This is a genomic window from Roseovarius tibetensis (assembly GCF_050896375.1).
GTDB lineage: Bacteria > Pseudomonadota > Alphaproteobacteria > Rhodobacterales > Rhodobacteraceae > Roseovarius > Roseovarius tibetensis.
This window is the reverse complement of record NZ_JBPBBB010000012.1, coordinates 1-19803: the sequence shown is the minus strand read 5'-3', so window position 1 is coordinate 19803 and position 19803 is coordinate 1. Positions and strand designations below refer to the sequence as shown.

At 64.1% G+C, this 19803-nt stretch carries 17 protein-coding genes and 1 tRNA gene; 13 read left to right on the top strand and 5 right to left on the bottom strand.

Annotated elements, in window-relative coordinates; all coding sequences use genetic code 11:
- The first annotated feature begins 10 nt into the window (after positions 1-10).
- Positions 11-931: a calcium/sodium antiporter gene (locus tag ACROSR_RS09965; RefSeq protein ID WP_432684568.1), complete on the top strand. Its 921-nt coding sequence runs from the start codon at positions 11-13 to the stop codon at positions 929-931.
- 13 nt (positions 932-944) lie between these two features.
- Here ACROSR_RS09965 and ACROSR_RS09960 read toward each other — a convergent pair whose 3' ends face one another.
- From ACROSR_RS09960 to hydA, 3 genes are all read right to left on the bottom strand, one after another.
- Positions 945-1610: a hypothetical protein gene (locus tag ACROSR_RS09960; protein ID WP_432684567.1), complete on the bottom strand. Its 666-nt coding sequence runs from the start codon at positions 1608-1610 to the stop codon at positions 945-947.
- A 7-nt stretch (positions 1611-1617) separates the two neighbouring features.
- Complete coding sequence (locus tag ACROSR_RS09955) at positions 1618-3018, bottom strand: selenium-binding protein SBP56-related protein (RefSeq protein ID WP_432684565.1); 1401 nt, start codon at positions 3016-3018, stop codon at positions 1618-1620.
- A gap of 505 nt (positions 3019-3523) precedes the next feature.
- The gene (gene hydA, locus ACROSR_RS09950) at positions 3524-4918 is read right to left on the bottom strand and encodes a dihydropyrimidinase (RefSeq protein WP_432684563.1); all 1395 of its coding nucleotides are present in this window, start codon (positions 4916-4918) and stop codon (positions 3524-3526) included.
- Positions 4919-5035: 117 nt separating this feature from the next.
- Here hydA and ACROSR_RS09945 point away from each other — a divergent pair, with 117 nt between their 5' ends.
- The 12 genes from ACROSR_RS09945 (at position 5036) to ACROSR_RS09890 (ending at position 17015) form a co-directional block, all read left to right on the top strand.
- Positions 5036-5683 (top strand): GntR family transcriptional regulator, encoded by a 648-nt coding sequence (locus tag ACROSR_RS09945; RefSeq protein WP_432684561.1) that lies wholly within the window; start codon positions 5036-5038, stop codon positions 5681-5683.
- A gap of 104 nt (positions 5684-5787) precedes the next feature.
- Positions 5788-6189, top strand: coding sequence for a VOC family protein (locus tag ACROSR_RS09940; protein WP_432684559.1), 402 nt, complete (start codon positions 5788-5790; stop codon positions 6187-6189).
- 77 nt (positions 6190-6266) lie between these two features.
- A complete protein-coding gene (locus tag ACROSR_RS09935) occupies positions 6267-7826 on the top strand; it encodes an ABC transporter substrate-binding protein (RefSeq protein ID WP_432684558.1) in 1560 nt (519 codons plus the stop codon).
- Positions 7827-7913: 87 nt separating this feature from the next.
- Positions 7914-8879, top strand: coding sequence for an ABC transporter permease (locus tag ACROSR_RS09930; protein ID WP_432684557.1), 966 nt, complete (start codon positions 7914-7916; stop codon positions 8877-8879).
- Between the two features lie 10 nt (positions 8880-8889).
- On the top strand, positions 8890-9765 hold the full coding sequence (locus ACROSR_RS09925; protein ID WP_432684556.1) for an ABC transporter permease: 876 nt from the start codon (positions 8890-8892) through the stop codon (positions 9763-9765).
- Positions 9762-10757 (top strand): ABC transporter ATP-binding protein, encoded by a 996-nt coding sequence (locus ACROSR_RS09920; RefSeq protein WP_432684554.1) that lies wholly within the window; start codon positions 9762-9764, stop codon positions 10755-10757. The genes ACROSR_RS09925 and ACROSR_RS09920 overlap by 4 nt, the downstream gene beginning before the upstream one ends.
- Positions 10754-11794 carry an ABC transporter ATP-binding protein gene (locus tag ACROSR_RS09915; protein WP_432684552.1) on the top strand — a complete coding sequence of 347 codons (1041 nt, stop codon included), beginning with the start codon at positions 10754-10756 and terminating at the stop codon, positions 11792-11794. The genes ACROSR_RS09920 and ACROSR_RS09915 overlap by 4 nt, the downstream gene beginning before the upstream one ends.
- Complete coding sequence (locus tag ACROSR_RS09910; protein WP_432684550.1) at positions 11785-13221, top strand: ABC transporter substrate-binding protein; 1437 nt, start codon at positions 11785-11787, stop codon at positions 13219-13221. Before ACROSR_RS09915 ends, ACROSR_RS09910 begins: the two co-directional genes overlap by 10 nt.
- Positions 13218-14642 (top strand): amidohydrolase family protein, encoded by a 1425-nt coding sequence (locus ACROSR_RS09905; protein ID WP_432684548.1) that lies wholly within the window; start codon positions 13218-13220, stop codon positions 14640-14642. The genes ACROSR_RS09910 and ACROSR_RS09905 overlap by 4 nt, the downstream gene beginning before the upstream one ends.
- Positions 14643-14652: 10 nt before the next feature.
- On the top strand, positions 14653-15312 hold the full coding sequence (locus tag ACROSR_RS09900; RefSeq protein ID WP_432684546.1) for an aspartate/glutamate racemase family protein: 660 nt from the start codon (positions 14653-14655) through the stop codon (positions 15310-15312).
- 9 nt (positions 15313-15321) lie between these two features.
- Positions 15322-16245, top strand: coding sequence for a dihydrodipicolinate synthase family protein (locus tag ACROSR_RS09895; RefSeq protein WP_432684544.1), 924 nt, complete (start codon positions 15322-15324; stop codon positions 16243-16245).
- Positions 16245-17015, top strand: a complete 771-nt coding sequence (locus ACROSR_RS09890; protein ID WP_432684543.1) for an SDR family oxidoreductase — start codon at positions 16245-16247, stop codon at positions 17013-17015. Before ACROSR_RS09895 ends, ACROSR_RS09890 begins: the two co-directional genes overlap by 1 nt.
- A gap of 726 nt (positions 17016-17741) precedes the next feature.
- Here ACROSR_RS09890 and ACROSR_RS09885 read toward each other — a convergent pair.
- Together ACROSR_RS09885 and recJ are read right to left on the bottom strand one after the other, a co-directional pair.
- A tRNA-Glu gene (locus ACROSR_RS09885) sits at positions 17742-17816 on the bottom strand.
- A 95-nt stretch (positions 17817-17911) separates the two neighbouring features.
- The gene (recJ, locus tag ACROSR_RS09880; protein WP_432684541.1) at positions 17912-19660 is read right to left on the bottom strand and encodes a single-stranded-DNA-specific exonuclease RecJ; all 1749 of its coding nucleotides are present in this window, start codon (positions 19658-19660) and stop codon (positions 17912-17914) included.
- Positions 19661-19803 lie beyond the last annotated feature (143 nt).

Here is a 19803-nt window from a genome sequence, read left to right as displayed (position 1 = left end):
GGCGTGATTGTTGGAATACCTCTTTGTGCTGGCCGGACTGGTCGGGTTGTTTCTGGGCGGCGAATTTCTGGTGCGCGGCAGCGTCGGTCTTGCCCGGCGCATGGCGATCCCGCCTCTGCTGATCGGGCTGACGGTCGTGGGCTTCGGCACTTCGACGCCAGAGCTTCTGGTCTCGGTCGAGGCGGCGTGGCGCGGGGTGCCGGATATCGCGGTCGGCAATATCGTCGGGTCGAACATCGCCAACATCCTGCTGATCATCGGCATCTCGGCGCTTGTCTGGCCCATCAAGGTGATGGGCGCGACCCTGCGTCGCGACACCGCCGTGATGATGGCGGCGGTGCTGGTTCTGGTGCCGATATTCGCCATGGGGCAGGTGGGCCGACTGTCGGGCGCGCTGCTGGTCGCCGGCCTCGCGGGCTACCTGATCTGGGCCTATCTCAAGCCCGGCGTGACAGCGGTCGAGGACGAGGGCGTGCCCGCGCCGTCCTCGGTGCTCGTCTCGGCGTTGTGGGTGTTGGGCGGGCTGGTCGCGCTGATGGTGGGTGCGCGGTTTCTGGTGGATGGCGCGGTCGCCATCGCGCGCGGCTACGGCATATCCGAGGCGTTCATCGGGCTGACGATCGTCGCCGTTGGCACCTCGCTGCCCGAGCTTGCGACCTCGCTGATCGCCGCGTTGCGCCGCCAGTCCGAGATCGCCATCGGCAACATCGTGGGATCGGGCATTTTCAACGTGCTGGGTATCCTTGGCCTTACGGCGGTGATCACGCCGATCCCTGTGGCGTCGCGCTTCCTGACGTTCGATCTGCCGGTGCTGATCGCGGTGTCGCTGCTGCTGGCCGGGCTGCTGGTGACGCGCCCGGTGATCGGGCGCGGGGTCGGGGTGGCGATGCTGTTGGGCTACGCGGTCTATATCTGGTCGGCGCAGGGCTGAGGCGCGTGCCGCATCAGTGGCCGTAAAGCGCGAGGTAGAGGCCGAACAACCCGACGACGATCAGGCTGATCGCCCAGACAAGGTCGAGGTTGAACCACGTGCGCGACAGGAATTTCAGCCCGAGCCAGAAATAGATCACCGCCGCGATCACGCCCCCGGCCAGCGTCATCGCGAGGGTATGCGCCCCGGCCACCACGACGGCCGAGCCGATGTTGCGCCCCATCAGGTCGCGCGCGGCGGCGTGGCCGGCATCGCCTGCATCCACGCCGCAAATTCCCAGATAAATCGGCACCAGCATCAACCCGGCGCCGTGCGCCATTGCCGCAAGGAAGGACCACAGCATCAGCTTCGAGGGATGCACGCGGGCAAGGATCTTCGGGTGCCGTCTGTTGATCAGCAGGTAGATGCCGGCGGCGATCACCAGCGTGGCCGCGCCAACGCGGATCTCTGTCTGCCAATCGAGCAGCGCGGTCATCATCGAGAACGGCAGCAGGATCGCCAGCATTGCCAGAAGATGCCCCGCCGCCAACGCGCCAAGCGCCTTGACGAGGGCGATGCGGCGCCCGTCCATCAACCCCGCCGACACCGCCAACGGCCACCCCATGCCGGGATTGACGCCGTGATACAGCCCCGAAAGGATGACGGCCCCCCAGAGGGCCGTCAGCGTACCCGTATCCATTCAGAGATCAGACGTTGGGATAGCAGAAGCTGTCGGTGGAACAGTCGCCGCCTTCAAGCCGGATCTGGTGCGCGCGGTAGCCCTTGGGGAAATCGACGTAGAAATCCTTGTCCAGCGTCAGGCCGCCGGACTCGCCGACGCGCGCCATGACCATCTGCCCGCCGTCCTCTCCGGGATAGAACTGGTCGTCCCACGTGGAATACAGCGAGTTGGTGAAAAAGACACGTTTGCCGTCGCGGCTGATCTCGACCATCTGCGGACCGAAGACAAAGTCGCCGCCGCCTGGATGCTTGGTGCCCCGGCCGATGCCGCCAAGCTCGATCTTGTCGACAAAGACCGGGTTCAGCGGGTCCGTCACATCGTATTGGTGAACCTCGCCCAGCCCGAAGCAGGGCACGTAAAGGTACTTGTCGTCGAGGCTGAGATCGATGTCGGTGACCAGCGGCGGCACCGCCTCGAACCCCTTCAAAAGCGGCGGCAGGTTCTCGGGCTTTTCAGGGCGCGGATCGATGGTGATGGTCTTCTTGTATTGCCATGTGCCGTCATCGCCGCGCCACCACGTGAAGACCACCCCCTGCAGGTTGGTCGTGTCGACCACCACGCCGCAGAAGCCGTAGGATTTCTTCGGGTCATGCGCCGGCCGGATCTCCAGCGCCATCTGGTATTGCTCGCCGAAATCGATGGTCTGGATGTTCTTGCGCCGGCGCAGGTCCCAGAAATGGATCGAGTGCCCGTACTTGTTCGACAGCAGGTCCTCGGCCACGAGGCCGTTCTCGAATTGCGGCGGCAGGCCCCATTCCGAGCTGACCATGTAATCCTGCGGCAGGTTCCACCAGAAATCGTAATGCTTGTCTTGTCGGCCGCGGTCCATCTCGTACTGGCCGATGATCTCGAAGGTCTCGCAATCCATGATGAAGATGCCCGGCGGCCCGTCTGTGCCGTCCTTGCCGCCACCGCCCAGGGTCGAGACATAGATCCCCTCGGGGCCGCAATGGATGGTGTGCGGGCGCGAATAGCCGGTCTTGGCGAACACTTCTTCGGGTTCGATGATCTTGTGGATCTTCAGGTCCAGCGGATCCTTGGTGTCGATCACGTAGATGCGCGAGGACCGGATGCCCGGCACGATCAGGTAGCGGCGTTCCAGAAAGGCGTGACCCGACAGCGGCGAAAGCGAGGACGAACAGGCGTTCCAGCCGAAATGGTGAAACTCGTCGCCCTTGTTGGGCATGATCAGGCTGTGGACGATGGTGCCGTAGCCGTCGGATTCCGGGTTGAGATCGACGACGGCGATCCCGTCGGGCTGACTGCCATCGGGGCTGAGCATGACGGTGAAGCCGTAGTTTTCCATCGGCGCCTGCATGGCAAGCTGCGCGGTGGCGTGAAATGTCGGGTCGGGTCGTAAGGTCATGGTATCCTCCCTTGAATGAATGTGCCCGGCATGGGCCGGTCCGCTCGCTCTCCTCTGTGTCCCGCGATGCCTCCGGGATCTCCTCAAATCCCGGCCGGCATGCTGTGCCCTGCGGCCCCGTCGATGCTGTGGTGGGGCAGGCGGCACTCCCTTTCATCTGCGCCTTCAGTGTCTCAATCTATGATATGAAATGTTCGAAAAACAAGAAAAATCCGGACAACCCTCTGAACAACCCGGTGCATCCGTCCAAAGGTCGATCCCGCATCCGGAGCGTGCTGGTGCGACAAGCTGTCGGACAGGATGCACCCGAGGCGACATCGGGCTCAGGCCCGGCTCCGCCTGCCGGCAAGGCAGGCGGAGCCGGCCGATGGAGTTTTGCGGCAACGCGCCTTTGACCGCACCGTCGCGTCGCGGCTGTGCATGGTGCATTTGGCAAGGCGGACCCGGCATCTTCCTTTGGTCTTGCCAACGCACCTGACAAGATGGAACTGCGCGCGGGCAGGATCTACGTTTGCCGCACCATTGCCAGCCACTTGCCATGGCCACTGCCCGTGGACAGGGTCTCCTTGTCAACGATGCGTTGCCCCCGCAGGAACACCTGCTCTGGCCAGCCCTGAACGACTCTGCCTTCGAACGGATTGTAGCCGACGTTGTCGTGCAGGTCGTTGGCCTTGTACTCATGGCTGAGATCTGGATTCCAGATCGTTATGTCGGCGTCGAATCCGGTTGCGATCTGGCCCTTTCCGGGTAGGCCGAAGGCACGCGCGGGGTTGCTCGCCGTCATCCGGGCAAATGCGGCGAGGCTGGCGCGGCCCTTGGACACCATCGCGTCGAACATCAGCGGCAGGCGTGTTTCCAGCCCCGGCATGCCGTTCGCGATCTTGTTGAACGGGGCATCCGTGCCGTTTGCGAACTTGCCGGTGCTGTCCATGCGGTAGGGTGCGTGGTCCGATGTCACAAGCTCTATGGTGCCATCGGCGATCGCGTCCCACAGTGCCGCCTGGTCGTCGGCCGTGCGCTGTGGCGGTGAGCACATGAAGCGTGCGGGATTGTCCTGTTCGAGCACATCCACAGTCATGAAGAGATAATGTGGACAGGTTTCGGCCTGCACCCGGACGCCGCGCGCGCGTGCCCGTCGTACGATGTCGGCCCCCTCGCGGGTCGAGACGTGAAAGATCATGATTTCTGCGCCGGTGAATTCGGCAAAGCGACACATTCGGTCGATGGCTTCGATCTCGGCCTCGCGAGGGTGCGACTGTGCATGATATTTCGGCGCAGTCTTGCCGGCTGCGAGCAGCCGTTCCGTCATGTGCGCGATCATCCCGTCATTCTCGGCGTGAAAACAGACCAGGGCACCATCACGCTTTGCCACTTGCAGGATATCGAGGATCGACTTGTCGTCCTGACGTACCTTTGCATAAGTGGTGAAAAGCTTGATCGAGCGATGGCCTTCGGCAATCAGCGCGGGGATGTCATCCGAAAGATTATTGTCGCCGGTATCCGACACGATCATGTGAAAGGCATGGTCGATCATCGCGCCTTTATGCGCGAGGGCGGCATAGTCGGAGACGACGTGTCGCATCCTCTGGCCGGGATGCTGTGCGGCAAAGGACACCACCGTCGTCGTGCCGCCCATGGCCGCGGATCGTGTCGCGGTTTCGAAGGTATCCGCATTCATGAGGCCAGCGCCGGACACCTGTTCGATATGGCAGTGCGTGTCCACACCGCCCGGCAGGACGAGTTTTCCCGAAGCGTCGATAACGGTGTCGGATGATCCCGGCAGGCCGGGTCCCATGGCCGCGATCCTGCCGTCGCTGATGCCGATGTCGGACAATGTCGGCCCATCCGTGGTGACCGTGGTTCCCCCCCGGATGATAAGGTCGAAGTGATGATTTTGCATGGTGTCTCGCGCTTGTAGTGTGACAAATGGCATTCGCAGTGTATACCGTTTCTACGATCTTGAAACCCGTGATGTGAGCCGGGATCATCAGGGCGCCGTTGCAGAGGAGAAATGTTTGTGTCGGATAGTATGGAAACTCTGGGCGGATCGGCCTTCAAACGGCTCAAGGCGATGATCCTTGACGGCTCTCTCGAGCCTGGAATGCGCCTGAGCGAAAAAAAATTCGCGGAATTGCTGGGGGTGTCGCGGACGCCGGTGCGCGAGGCGATCGGTCAGTTGATCAGCGAAGGTCTTGCCATCCGCACACCCGGCGGCACCCCCGTGGTGAATCGGATCTCGCTGAATGACATCATGGAAATCCTGCATGTCCGCAGCCTTCTTGAATGTGAGGCGGCGAGGAAAGCGGCGTTGTCCAACACCTCGAATACAGAATTAATGTCGATACGCGAGGATGTTAGTGGATTTCTAACAGGCCCCCGGCCAGCGCCGGGTGTCCATTCGGCGCTGGATATGCGGTTGCACGGCCTGATCGCGCAGATGGCCGGGTCGCGGCTTTTGATCGACTTGATCGAAGGCCTCAAGATCAAGACACGCATGTACGATCAAGGGTCGATCCCCGAGCGGTTCGAGCCCGGGTGCCATGAACACCTTGCCATAATTGACGCGATTCTGGCGCGAGATGCCACGCAGGCGGCAGATGCGATGAAGCTGCATCTCAAGAATGTGCGCGAATCGATCATATCGCATCTTTATCATCCATTTTGAGGGCAGGCGCCGCTGCGCGCGGGAAAATTCACTCGGGGGGCGTTGACTCGGGATTCTAGCTGTATACTGTCGGAATACCATTTAACGACTTCTGGATGCCCTGTATGACCTCGCACTCTGTGACCCGGCCCGATGACGGTGTCGTTCTTGCCATTACCTTTCAGTACTACCGTGACCTGCCCACGGCGATGGCGTTCTACGAGGGGGTTCTCGGCTTCGAACTTGCCATCGATCAGGGCTGGTCGAAAATCTACCGCATCGCGGGGCAGGCCCATGTCGGCCTCGTTGACGAGGTGCGCGGCATGCAGAACTGGGCCGCGGACAAGACCAGCCAGCTGTGTCTGCGGGTTCCGGATGTCGAGGCGTGGCACGCATGGGCCAAGGCCAATGACGTGGACGGGCTGACCGACCCGCGCGACAGTGCAGAGCTGGGCATCCGCGCGTTCGTGATGAACGACCCCGAGGGCTACCAGATCGAGGTGCAGACAGCCAAACCCGGACACTGACCCGAAACAAGACACCCCGGAGGACCGACAAAACGGTTCCCACCCTTTCCCCAACTGCGACCAACATGGAGATCCACATGACGCATCTGTCTCAATTCGCCCTGCGCGCTGGCGCCCTGGGCCTGACCCTTATGGCAACGACGGCCACGGGCGCGTTCGCCCAGGAAAAATCCGTCACCATCGGACTGACCGCCGATCCAAGCCACCTGTACCCGCTGGCGGGCGAAGAGTTGTCGTCCAACATCATGTATTACCACCTCTACGATCCGCTCGTGCAGCGCAGCCCCGACCTGTCCTTCGGTCCGGGCCTTGCCGAAAGCTGGGAGGCGGTCGATGACACGACATGGCGGTTCAAGCTGCGCGAGGGTGTCACGTTCCATAACGGCAACGCATTCACGGCGTCCGATGTCGTCTTCACCGTGGAGAAGGCGCGCGAGTCGATCCGGCCCGATCTGGTCGCCAATATCGAAACGATCACCGCGATCGATGAGCTGACGGTCGAGATCACCACCCCCAAGCCCTATGCGGTGCTGCCCAACGACCTCGCGGAACTGCTCATCCTCGATGAGGAGTACACGACCGAGACCGGCGATGAACGGATGGATCTCAAGCCGATGGGCACCGGGCCGTACATGCTCGACGAGTGGATCAAGGAGGAACGTCTGGTTCTGGAGGCGTTCGACGATTACTGGGCCGGGCCGCCGACCATCGACACCGTGACCTTCCGTCCGATCACCAATCCCGCGACCCGGACCGCCGCGTTGCTGACCGGCGAGGTGGACGTAATCCAGGATCTGTCCGTGCGCGACGTCGAGCGCGTCAGGTCCGAAGGCGGGTTCGAGGTGCTGACCCGTCCAAGTCTTCTGAACCTGGTGCTGGCGCTGGACACCCGCGAGCAGTCGCCCACCATCGACGGCCCCAACCCGATGACCGACCAGCGCGTGCGCGAGGCGATCGCGCGATCGATCGACATGGGCGCGATCAACGAGATCGTGATGAACGGGCTTGCCACCCCCAGCGATCAGTTCGTGCCCGCGTCCCATATCGGCCATGTGGACGGCATGGATTTCCGCGAGATTTATCCGGTGGACATCGAGGCGGCAAATGATCTTATGGCCGAGGCGGGCTATCCCGACGGGTTCGAGATGACGCTGGACGCCACCAATGACCGCTATGTGAACGATGCGCAGATCGCGCAGGCGCTGGCGTCGATGCTGGCCAAGATCGATATCGACCTCAACCTGAATATCATGCCGAAATCGAACTTCTGGGGCTATATCCGCGTACCCACCGAGAATTCGAGCTTCATCATGAGCGGCTGGGACGTGCCGTCGGGCGATGCCGGGTCGATGTATGCCTCGCTGTTCTACACGCGTGACAAGAAGGACGGCTACGGCCAGGTCAATCGCGGCTCGTATTCCAATCCGGAGGTGGATGACCTGATCGATCAGGCCGATGCCACCCCCAGCGTGCAAGAGCGTGACCGTCTGCTGCAGGAGGCGACCAAGATCCTGATGGCGGATATTCCGATGATCCCGATGCATTACGAGCAGGACATCTACGGTGTGCGGGACGGCGTGATGCTGGAGCCTCGTGTCGACAAGTTCATCTGGGCTTACGACATGGACGTCGAATAACCCCGATCAACGCGCAGCCCCGGCAGGTGCGCCCTGCCGGGATTGTTTTTCAGACCTGACTTTCGCACCGGAGATCGTGGCCAGCCCATGCTTGGATATCTTCTCAAACGTCTGATCCAGATGACGCTCGTGCTGTGGATCGTGTCGGTCATCGTGTTCCTCATGATGAGCTTTACCGGCGACCCGGTGTTCATGGTGGTCCCCATCGATGCCTCCGATGCCGAAATCGCGCAGGCGCGGCGTCTGCTTGGTCTCGATGACACGTTGCTGGTCCAATACTGGAAGTTTCTCAGCAGCCTCGTGCAGGGCGATTTCGGTCAGTCCTACGTGTTCCGCCAGCCCGCGATGACGCTCATCCTGGAACGCCTGCCTGCGACGGTGGAACTGGTGCTCGTGGCGATGGTTCTCGCCGTCGCCGTGGCCATCCCCTTGGGGGTCTATGCCGGGGCGAACCCGCAAGGCCGGATCAGCCGTATCATCATGGCCGGATCGTTGCTGGGCATTTCCCTGCCGGGTTTCTGGGTCGGCATGGTGCTTATCTATCTTTTCGCCGTGCATTGGGGGGTGTTCCCTTCCTCTGGGCGCGGCGACACGGCCGAGATTTTCGGCCTGCGCCTCAGCGTGCTGACATGGGACGGCTGGCATCATGTCATCCTGCCCGCCATCACCCTGTCGCTGGCGACCATGGCGATCATCCTGCGCATTACCCGCGCCGGCATGATGGAGGTGGGGCGCCAGGATTTCATGAAATTCGCCCGCGCCAAGGGGGCGACCCGCCGTGACGTGCTCTACAGGCACGGGTTGAAGAACGCGCTGATCCCGGTCGTCACCATATTCGGTCTGCAACTGGGCGATCTGATCGCGTTTGCGACCATCACCGAGACGATCTTTTCATGGCCCGGCATGGGCAAGCTGCTGATCGACTCGATCTACCGCGCCGACCGGCCGGTGATCGTGGTCTACCTGATGCTGGTCGCGCTGATCTTCGTCGTCATCAATTTCCTCGTGGACATGATCTATACGCTGATCGATCCGCGCATCCGTTTGAAGTGAGGGGCACAGGATGGTGACCGGTTTTCTGAAAACGGAGTTCTTCCACAATTACAGGCGCAGTGCGTCCGCGATCATCGGCAGCGCGCTGATGGTACTGTTTGCCTTCGCGGTGCTGGCCGGGCCGTTCCTCGTAGCGCAGAATCCCTATGACGTAGCGTCGCTCAACCTCATGGACAGCTATAAACCCCCCGTATGGCTCGACGGCGGTGACCCGCAGTTTCCACTGGGCACCGACGGGCAGGGGCGGGATGTCTGGGCCTCGGTGCTGTACGGTGCGCGCATTTCCCTGTTCATCGGCGTGGTCGCGATGGTGGCCTCGTGCACGATCGGTACAGCCCTCGGCCTGATCGCGGGGTTCTATGGCGGGCTGGTCGATGCCGTGATCATGCGCATCGCCGATATCCAGTTGTCCTTTCCGTCGATCCTGATCGCGCTTTTCCTGATGTCGGCGGTGGGCACCGGCGTCGACAAGGTTCTGATCGCGCTTACGGCGGTGGGATGGGTGGTCTATGCCCGCACGGTGCGAGGATCGACCCTGTCCGAAATCGAGAAGGAATACGTGCAGGCCGCCGCCGTCGCGGGGCTTCCCAATCACAAGATCATCCGCAAGCACGTGTTGCCGAACGTCCTGACGCCGCTCATCGTGATCGCCACCATCCAGGTCGGCACCTTCGTCCTCATCGAAGCGAGCCTGAGCTTTCTGGGGGTCGGCGTGCCGATCACCCAGCCATCGCTCGGGCTGCTCATCAAGAACGGGTTCGACGTGCTGTTCAGCGGCCTCTGGTGGACATCGGTCTTTCCGGGCCTCGCGATCATGATGCTCGTGTTTGGCATCAACCTGTTCGGCGATTTCCTGCGCGACGAATTGAACCCGAGGCTGAAATGACCGGTTCCGAACACAGACCGCTTTTGTCGGTGCGCGACCTGCGTACCTGTTTCCACACCTTTTCCGGTACGGTGAAGGCGGTGGACGGCGTCACCTTCGACATTGGCGAGGGCGAGGTGATGGGCCTTGTCGGGGAAAGCGGCGGAGGCAAGTCCGTTGTCGGCTTTTCGATCCTCGGACTGATCGACAGTCCGGGCAGGATCGAGGGCGGTCAGATCCTGCTGAACGGCGAAGACCTTGTCACGGCCGGCGAGGCCCGGCTGCGCGCCATTCGCGGGCGCGAGATCTCCATGGTGTTCCAGGATCCCATGACCTCGCTCAACCCGCTGCACACGGTCGGTCGGCAGATGGACGAGGTGTTGCGCCTGCACACCGATCTGGACGCAACGGCGCGGCGCGCGGCATGCGTCGACATGCTGGAAAGCGTCGGGATTAGCCGTGCGGCGGACCGGCTGGATGCCTATCCGCACCAGTTCTCCGGCGGCATGCGCCAGCGTGTTGTGATCGCCATCGCGCTTCTGGCGCGGCCCCGGCTGATCATCGCGGACGAGCCGACCACCGCGCTCGACGTGACGATTCAGAGCCAGATCCTGAAGCTCATGCGGGGCCAGATCGCGGAAAAGGGCGCGTCGTTGATCCTGATCACGCATGACCTTGCCGTGGTGTCGGAAATGGCCGATCACATCACGGTGCTCTACTGCGGGCAGGTGGTCGAACGCGGACGCACCCGCGACCTGATCACGGCCCCGTCTCACCCCTACACGCGCGGGCTTATCGACAGCATTCCCGACACGGCGCACCGTCGCGATCGTCTGAGCCAGATCCCCGGCACGGTGCCCGATATCCGCAACCTGCCAAAGGGCTGCAACTTTCGCGACAGGTGCCCGCGCGCGCAGGCGCTTTGTGCCGAGCGGGAACCGACGCTGGAGCCGCAGCACGGCTCGCTTCACGCCGCGTGCCATTTCCCTTTGAAACCCGGAGACACGGCATGACCGACAGCACCGACCCGATGCTCGATGTGCGGGACCTGGAAATGCACTTTCCCATTGGTGGCGGTATCCTTGACCGGCTGCGCATCGGGTCAGGGGGCGTACGGCTGGAAAACCCCGTCGTGCACGCGGTCAACGGCGTCAGCTTCCGCATCGCGCGGGGCGAGATCATGGCGCTGGTCGGTGAATCGGGCTGCGGCAAGTCCACCGTCGCCAAGGCGATCGCCCGCATCCACAGGCCGACCAAGGGCGAGGTTCGGGTCGAGGGCGCGGATATCGCCCATGCCGGTTTCGCCGATCTTCTGCCGGTCCGCTCGCGAATGCAGATGATCTTCCAGGATCCCTACGCCTCGCTCAACCCGCGCCAGCGGGTGCGAGATATCGTGGCGGAACCGCTGCTTCAGCAGATCACGGACGCCGCAGAGCGCAAGGACGTGCCCCGGCGGGTGGAAGCGCTGCTTGCCCGCGTGGGGCTCAGTGCCGAACATGCGGGTCGCTATCCGCACCAGTTCTCCGGCGGTCAGCGTCAGCGCATCGGCATCGCGCGCGCCTTGTCGGTGACGCCGGGGCTGATCATCGCGGATGAACCTGTCTCGGCGCTCGACGTGTCGATTCAGGCGCAGATCCTCAACCTGATGAAGGATCTGCGGGACGAGTTCGGCCTTGCCTATCTCTTCATCAGCCATGACCTGTCGGTCGTGAACCACATCGCGGACCAGGTGGGTGTGATGTACCTTGGATTCCTCGTCGAACACGCGCCGCGCGACGCTCTTTTCGCCCGGCCGCGCCACCCCTATACACGGGCGCTGCTGTCCGCCGCGCCCAGCATCAAGGAACGTCGCGACACCCGGGAGATCGCGCTGACCGGCGAGGTGCCCTCGGCGCTGGACCTGCCGTCGGGCTGCTGTTTTCGCACGCGCTGTCCGTTCGCGTGGGATCGCTGCGCGCAAGAGCGCCCGGTCTTGCAGGATGTCGGTCAGGGTCAGACCGTCGCATGCCACCTTGTGGACGAGCCGGAAAGGGATACGGAATGGCAGTAATCGCACAAGCCCGACTGGGGCTCAATGATCCGCATGACTGTACCGATGCAAGCGATGAACTGCCCATCCTGCGCGCGGTCTATGACACGCTGGTGCGACGGGTCGGGCAGGATTTCGTTCCCCATCTCGCGACGGGGTGGGAGGTGTCCGAGGATGCGCTGCGCTGGACCTTTCACCTTCGGCCCGATGTGCGTTTCCACGATGGCAGCGTTTGTGACGCCGGGGCCGTGGCGGCATCTCTCGACCGGATGGCACGCGAAGACAAGGGGTATACGCTGGGCGCACCGGCGGTCTGGCGGCAGTACCTGGGCGGCGCACAGATCGAGGTCGCGGACGCGGTGACGCTGACCCTGACGCTGGCCGCGCCCATGGCCGATCTGCTCGACGTGCTGGAGCAGGGTTTCATCGTGGCCCCGTCAGCCTTTGATGCGCTGGATGCGGGCGATCTGGATGTTCAGATCGGATCGGGACCATATCGCCTGACCGCGATCACGCCCGACAGTATTTCGGCGACCCGGACGACCCGTCATTTCGCGGGCCTGCCCGAGAACGCGACGGTGACATGGCAGCGTGTGCCCGATCCCGCGACCCGTCTTGCGCTGCTGGAAAGCGGCGCGGTGCAGGTGGCCAACAGTCTGGATTTCGAGGCGTCGCGCAAGCTGGCTGGCACGCGGCACGAGTTCCTGTCGCCTGTGGCGATCATCTATCTTCTGAACGCCGCGCAAGGCCCGTTATCCGATGGCCGTGTCCGTCGCGCCCTGAACCTTGCGGTGGACCGCGATGCGATCGTCGAAACGGTGATGCACGGCGCGGCGCGTCCCTTGCGCGGGTTCGTCAGCCCGAACCATTTTGGCGCGGGGTCGGCAGACGGGCTGCGGATGGACCGGGATCGCGCCCGCAGCCTGCTGGCCGAGGCGGGGTTCGCCGATGGCCTGTCCCTTGCAGTGGATTGCCCCACGCGCCTGCCCGACGAGGCAGAGCGCCTGACAGCCGCCCTTGGCGATCAACTGGCCGAGGTGGGCATTTCCCTCGACGTGCATGTCCATCCCGAGCGCGAGGATTATGCCCACATGGTCCGGCGCAAGGAGATCCGCGATCTCTGCGTCTTCGATTCCAGCCCGATGAGCACCTATCGCGTGCTGCATGAAAAGATCGACTCGCGCGTCAAGGGATCATGGTGGCAAGGCTACGCCAATACGCGGATCGAACCGCTGATCGACCAAGGCCGTGTGACGACCGACCGCGCCGCACGCGCGCGGCTCTGGCGCGAGGCGTATGCGCTTTTGCAGGACGATCCGGCCTGGCTCACGCTGTACAACCCGGTGCGGGTGATCGGTCTGGCAGGGGATCACCCCGATTTCGAGATGCCGGCCGACGGCGTGATCGACGTGGCACGGCTGCCCATGCTGGACGGGGGTGACGCGTGAAGGTCGAAACGCTTCTGACCGGCGGATGCATCGTCACCATGGACCCCGAGCGCCGGGTGATCGACAACGGTGCAATCGCCGTCGCGGACGGGCGGATCGTCGCCCTCGGTGACGCCGAGACGCTGCAGGTCGATGCAGATCGGGTGATCGACGTCACGGGGCACGTCGTCTTTCCCGGTCTCATCGACGTGCACGCCCACGCCGGTCATGGTCTGGTCAAGTCCATGGGGATGCATGGCGGTGACCGCTGGGAGGAGATCTGCGGCGAGGTCTATACCCAAGCCTCGCCGCCGGAATTCTGGTACGCAGAGGCGCGTCTGGCCGCGCTGGAACGGGTGCGCTTTGGCGTGACGACCGGGGTGTCGTTGCTGGGCGGCGGTGACACGATCATGCGTACCGACGATCCGGCCCATGCCGCCGCGCATTGCCGTGGCGTGATCGAGGTCGGCACGCGCAGCGTGGTTGCCGTCGGACCGACGCGGGCGCCGCACCCGAAGACCTACGCAAGCTGGCAGGACGGGACGCGGACCGACTATCCCGTGACGTTCGACCGGCAGATGCAAACCTGCACGACCGTGGTCGCGAACTGGCACGACACGCATGAGGGGCGCATCTTCATCGCGATGCTTTATCCGGTCCTGCGCGATGAGCATGAGCGCGACATGGAACCCGGTGACTATGCCACCGCGTGCCGGCAAGCCCGGATCACGCGCGCCTTTGCGCGGGACAACGGCCTGCTATTCACGCAGGATGGTCATTGGCGCGGTTCGATCAGACGGGCGCAAAGGCTTGGCCTGCTCGGGCCGGAGACGCTGCTGTCGCATTGCATCGACCTGGACCCGGACGAGATCGATCTGGTGGCCGAAACGGGTACGAAGGTCGCCCACAATCCGTCCGCCAACGCGTCGATCATGGGGCGCTGCCCCGCAACGGAACTGATGGAAATAGGGGCTTGTGTCGCGCTTGGATCTGACGCGACCGCGCCCGACCGGTCGGCCGACATGTTCCGGCACATGCAGCAGGCGATGCATTACCACCGTCGGCATTTTCGCGATGCTTCTGTTCTGCCCATCGGCAAGGTGCTTGAAATGTGCACCATCGGCGGGGCAACCGCGCTCGGGCTGCAGAATCGCATCGGATCGCTGGAGCTGGGCAAGTTGGCCGATATCGTCACCCTCGACCTGCGCCGGCCGCATCTTTATCCGCCCCAGATGCCACTGCACAGGCTGGTCTCTTTTGCCAATGGCAATGACGTCACCAATGTGATGATCGGCGGCGAGATGGTTCTGGAGGACAGGCAGGCAACGCGCGTGGACGAGGCCGCGATACTGGCCGACGCCGCGCGCGAGGCGGCAACGATGATCGACCGGATCGGGGGCGCGCCGGATCTCGCGCTGCCTGCCGGTTTCTGGGGCCAATAAGGACCGCGTCATGACCATATACGTCATCAATCCGAACAGCAGCCAGCATGTGACCGACGGGATAGACCGTGCCGTAGACCCGATGCGCGCGGTCAGCCCGGTGCCGATCGCGGCCCGTACCCTTGCCGAGGGTCCACCGGGCATCGAGACGCAGGCCCATGTCGACGGCGTCGTTGCGCCCATGCTCGCGCAGTGTGCCCGGCTGGAAGAGCGGGCGAGCGCCTTTGTCGTGGCCTGTTATTCCGATCCGGGCCTCGCGGCGCTGCGCGAACAGTCGCGTCGCCCGGTCCTGGGCATAGCCGAGGCGTCGATCCTGACGGCGATGACACTGGGCCAGCGGTTCGGCATCATCTCGATCCTGTCGAAAAGCATCCCGCGCCACATGCGCTACGTCGCCTCCATGGGGGTGATGGACAGGCTGGCCGGCGACCGCCCGCTGGAGCTTGGCGTGCTCGACCTTGCCGACGAGACCCGCACATTCGCACGGCTCAAGACCGTTGGCACCGCGCTGCGTGACGAGGCGATGGCCGATGTCGTCATTCTTGGTTGCGCGGGCATGACCGCGTTTCGCGCGGATCTTGAAACCTATCTCGGCATCCCGGTGATCGAGCCCTGTCAGGCCGCCACGTCCATGGCGATCGGCCGGGTCGCCCTTGAAACCACACGATAAGGACAGATGATGACACGACTTACAACCAAGGCGGCGGGCGTCTACGTCATCGCCGTAACCCCGTTCCATCCCGATGGGCGCATCGACATGGAAAGCTGTGACCGGATGGTCGATTTCTACCTCGAGGCCGGGGCGACCGGCCTGACGGTTCTGGGGATGATGGGCGAGGCGCCCAAGCTGACCGTCGATGAATCGCGCGACGTTGTGGCGCGCATACTGGGCCGCGTGAATGGCCGGGTGCCGGTGGTCGTCGGCGTGTCCGCCCCCGGTTTTGCGCAGATCGACACGCTGACGCGCATGGTCATGGATCTTGGCGCGGCCGGGGTGATGGTCGCACCGCCGTCCAGCCTGCGCACAGACGACCAGATCGTGACCTATTACCGGCAGATCGCGGAGGTTCTCGGTGACGTGCCCTTCGTGCTTCAGGATTTTCCGCTGGTCACCGGGGTTCAGATCTCGCCCAAGGTGATCGCGCGCATCTTCAATGACCTGCCGACCTGCGTGTGCCTGAAACACGAGGATTGGCCGGGGCTGGAAAAGATCACCGCGCTGCGCGCCGAGGGCATGCTGGGGCGCCGCATCTCGATCCTTTGCGGCAATGGTGGGCTGTTCCTGCCCGAAGAGATGGCCCGTGGCGCCGATGGCGCGATGACCGGCTTTGCCTATCCCGAGATGATGGTCAGCGTGGTGCACCACATGCAAAGCGGCGATGCCGGACGCGCGCGGGACATCTTCGATGCCTACCTGCCGCTTGCGCGGTTCGAACAACAGCCCGGTCTTGGCCTTGCGATCCGCAAATACATGCTCGCCAAGCGCGGCATCATCGCCCATGACGCGCTGCGCCGCCCCGGTGCCACGCTTTCACAAGAAACCCGCGCCGAGGTGGACAGCCTTGTTGCGCGGCAGGAATACCGATTGAAGGAGCTTACCTGATGGATCTGGAACTGACCGGAAAACGCGCGCTCGTGCTGGGTGCCAGCCGGGGCCTTGGCATGGCGATCGCCAAATCGCTGGCCGCCGAGGGCGCCACCATCCTGGCCGCGGCGCGCAGCCGCGACAAGATCGACGCCTGGGCCGACGGCATGGAAAATGTCCAGCCCGTGGCACTGGACATTGCCGATATCGCGCAGATCGACGCGCTGGCGGACCGATTGCTGGTCGAGGGTGGCGTCGACATCATCGTGAACAATGGCGGCGGGCCACCTCCGGGCACGGCCCAGGCGGCAGAGCGTGGCGCCTGGATCACCCATTTCGAGGCCATGGCCGCGAACCTCTTTCATCTGACGGGGCGTCTTCTGCCACCGATGAAAGAGCGCGGATGGGGGCGTGTCATCTCGGTCACCTCCTCTGGTGTCGAACAACCCATTCCCAACCTCGCGCTCTCCAACGGCATCCGGTCGGCGGTGGTCGGCTGGTGCAAGACACTCGCCAGTGAAGTGGCCGGCGACGGGATCACCGTCAACGTCGTCATGCCGGGCCGCATCCACACCGTACGTGTCGACGAACTCGACGCGGCGGCCGCCAAACGCACCGACAGCGATGTGGCAGATGTTGCGGCAAGATCCCGTGCGACCATTCCGGCAGGGCGCTACGGAAAACCCGAGGAGTTTGCTGATGTCGTGACCTTTCTCGCATCAGCTCGCGCAGGCTACGTGACCGGCTCCCGCATCCGCATCGACGGTGGTTCCATAAAATCGATCTGACGGGCGGGGCGGAATGCCGCCAGCCAAACCGGCCCGGCCTGTCGGAGTATCCTTTGTCCAACATGTCCGGATGACGGAGCATTTCCGGATTGCAGGCCGCGGCCCGCCCTTGACGATCCTGCGCGGTGTCGGTCGCATGCCGTGCTGGCACGCTGGATGCCGCGCAATCGACTCAGGGCTAAGCATCGGGCGTATGATCAGATTCGGTCATGTGCCACGCTTTGGCTGTGGCTTGGACGTGGCTGCGGCAGGTCTCTGATTGCGGTCGGTTCAAGTCGGAAAGCGGGCCGTCTGGTGCCGGGCGCGGCTCTCGCAAGGACCACGATTTGCGCCTCATGATGGCATTCGGTGTATGGACCGGGTCGTGCAACCATGCCGCACCCCACCGACCCGCGCGGGATCGATCGGCACCGGACCCTTCGGAACGTGTATTCCATCAGGCGATGACTCCACGTCCGGCAAGACGGGCACAGCAGTTTCAGACAAAACCCGCCCAGGATAGCCATGCCCCGAGGCTCGGATCAGGGCGGTCTTAACGCAACGCCGGGTTTTTGTCGTGACATAGGTACGTCACTTGAGAGAGGCCACCATTCGGGTCGATGAGGTCCCCACGTAATCAACGCCGCAATACGGGTGAAAATGAAGCAACCGTCACGCCGACGACGTTATGCCGATACCGGACCACGCACGATCGCCTAAGCATTATTTCGATGTCATAGACGTAAATGGCAGCCCGTAGGGGAGTCGAACCCCTCTTTCCAGGTTGAAAACCTGGCGTCCTAACCGATAGACGAACGGGCCAATTACAAGAGCGTGACTAGGCAAAACCCGTAATGCGCGCAAGAGGGTTTTTGCAAAAAACATACCGGCATGGGCAAGAAATCCGACGGCGTGCCTCAAACCGCTGGGGCCGCATCCTCAAGCCGCAGCTGCACAGAGCGGCGCCCACCCCAAGTATTTATATCGAGGCGTCCGGCGAGGTGGAAGCGCGCGCCGTCATGTCCGGCAAGGGCCGGGCCAAGCGCCGTGTCGAAGGCCCCAAAGGCGATCGCCTCGAGGCTTGCACCGAATCCGTCGGTGAAGCGCAGCTTCAGATGGCTGTCGCCCAACTGGCGCGCAAAGGTGATCTGGCTGTCGGCGAAGACGAAACGCGGCCCCGGTGCGCCAGCGCCGAAGGGACCGGCTGCGTCGATCTGTTCGATCGACTCGATCGTTGCCGCGCGCGGTGTCAGCAACCCGTCGAGCCGCAGATCGGCCGGCCCGGCGCGATCCGCGCCCTGCTTGGCCAGCAGTTCTGTAAGCCGCGCCATGGCCGGTTCCAGCATGTCGCGGGCGACGGTCAGGCCGGCCGCCATCTTGTGCCCCCCACCCTTGAGAAGCAGGCCCTCGGCCGCGAGCCGCTGGATCGACGCCCCGAGATCGACACCTGCGACCGAGCGGCCCGATCCCTTGCCTTCGTCTCCCTCCAGCCCGATCACGATGGCGGGCCGGTTCAGGCTTTCCTTCAGACGGCTTGCAACGATGCCGACGACGCCGGGATGCCAGCCTTCGCCCGCCGCCCAGACCAGCGCCGCCTCGGTGCCCCGCGCCTCGGCCTGGGCCATCGCCGCCTCGCGCACCTGCGCCTCGACCTCGCGCCGTTCGGTGTTCAGCTGGTCGAGGCGTTCGGCCATCGCACGGGCCTCGGCCGGGGTGTCGCAGGCCAGAAGACGCGCGCCGAGATCGGCCTTGCCGATGCGCCCGCCGGCATTGACGCGCGGTCCCAGCAGGAACCCCAGATGATAGGCGTTGGGCGCCGCATCCATGCGCGCGACATCCGCCAGTGCCACCAGCCCCGGACGCTCGCGCCGGGCCATGACATGCAGGCCCTGCCGCACGAACGCGCGGTTGACCCCGATCAGCGGGGCGACATCGGCCACGGTCGCCAGCGCCACGAGGTCGAGCGACGCCATCAGGTCTGGACCGCGACTGCCGGCCTCTCGCAACTGCCGTCCCGCCTCGACCAGCATCAGGAACACCACCGCCGCGGCACAGAGATGCGCGAGATCGCCGGTTTCGTCCTGCCGGTTGGGGTTCACCACGGCATGCGCGGGCGGCAGGGTTTCGCCCCCCAGATGGTGATCGAGCACTATCACGTCGGCCGCCCCGGCGGCGGCGAGCGCTTCGTGGCCAAGTGTGCCGCAATCCACGCAGATCACGAGGTCGTGCTGCATCGACAGCTCGGCCATCGCGGCGGGGTTGGGTCCGTACCCCTCGTCGATCCGGTCAGGAACGTAAAGCGTGGGCGCGCGCGTCTGAATGCGCCGCAGCCAGTCGATCAGAAGCGCCGCCGAGGCCCCGCCGTCGACATCGTAATCGGCAAAGACCGCGATGCGCTCATTGCCCTGAACCGCGCGCAGGAACCGTGCCGCGGCACGCTCCATGTCGCGCAGGCCGCGCGGGTCGGGCAAGAGGTCGCGCAAGGTGGGGGCCAGGTAGGCCGCAGTCTCGGATGGGCTCACACCGAGCCGGGCCAGCGTCTGGCACAGGGCGCGGGGCAGGCCGCTGTCTTGCGCCATCGCCTCGGCTTGGCGGTCGATCTCGATGCCCGGCCCGATCCAGCGCCGCCCGGTCAGCGAGCATTCCACGCCCAGAAAGGCCGTCACTGGCGATCGTCCCTTCTTCTTGGTTCAAATACCCCGGGGGTGGGGGGGGGGGGGGGAGGGGGGGGGGGGGGGGGGCGCTCTTTTCTGTTTTTTCCTACTCCCCCCCCCGCCCCCTCTCTCCCGCCCCCCCACCCCTCCTCCGT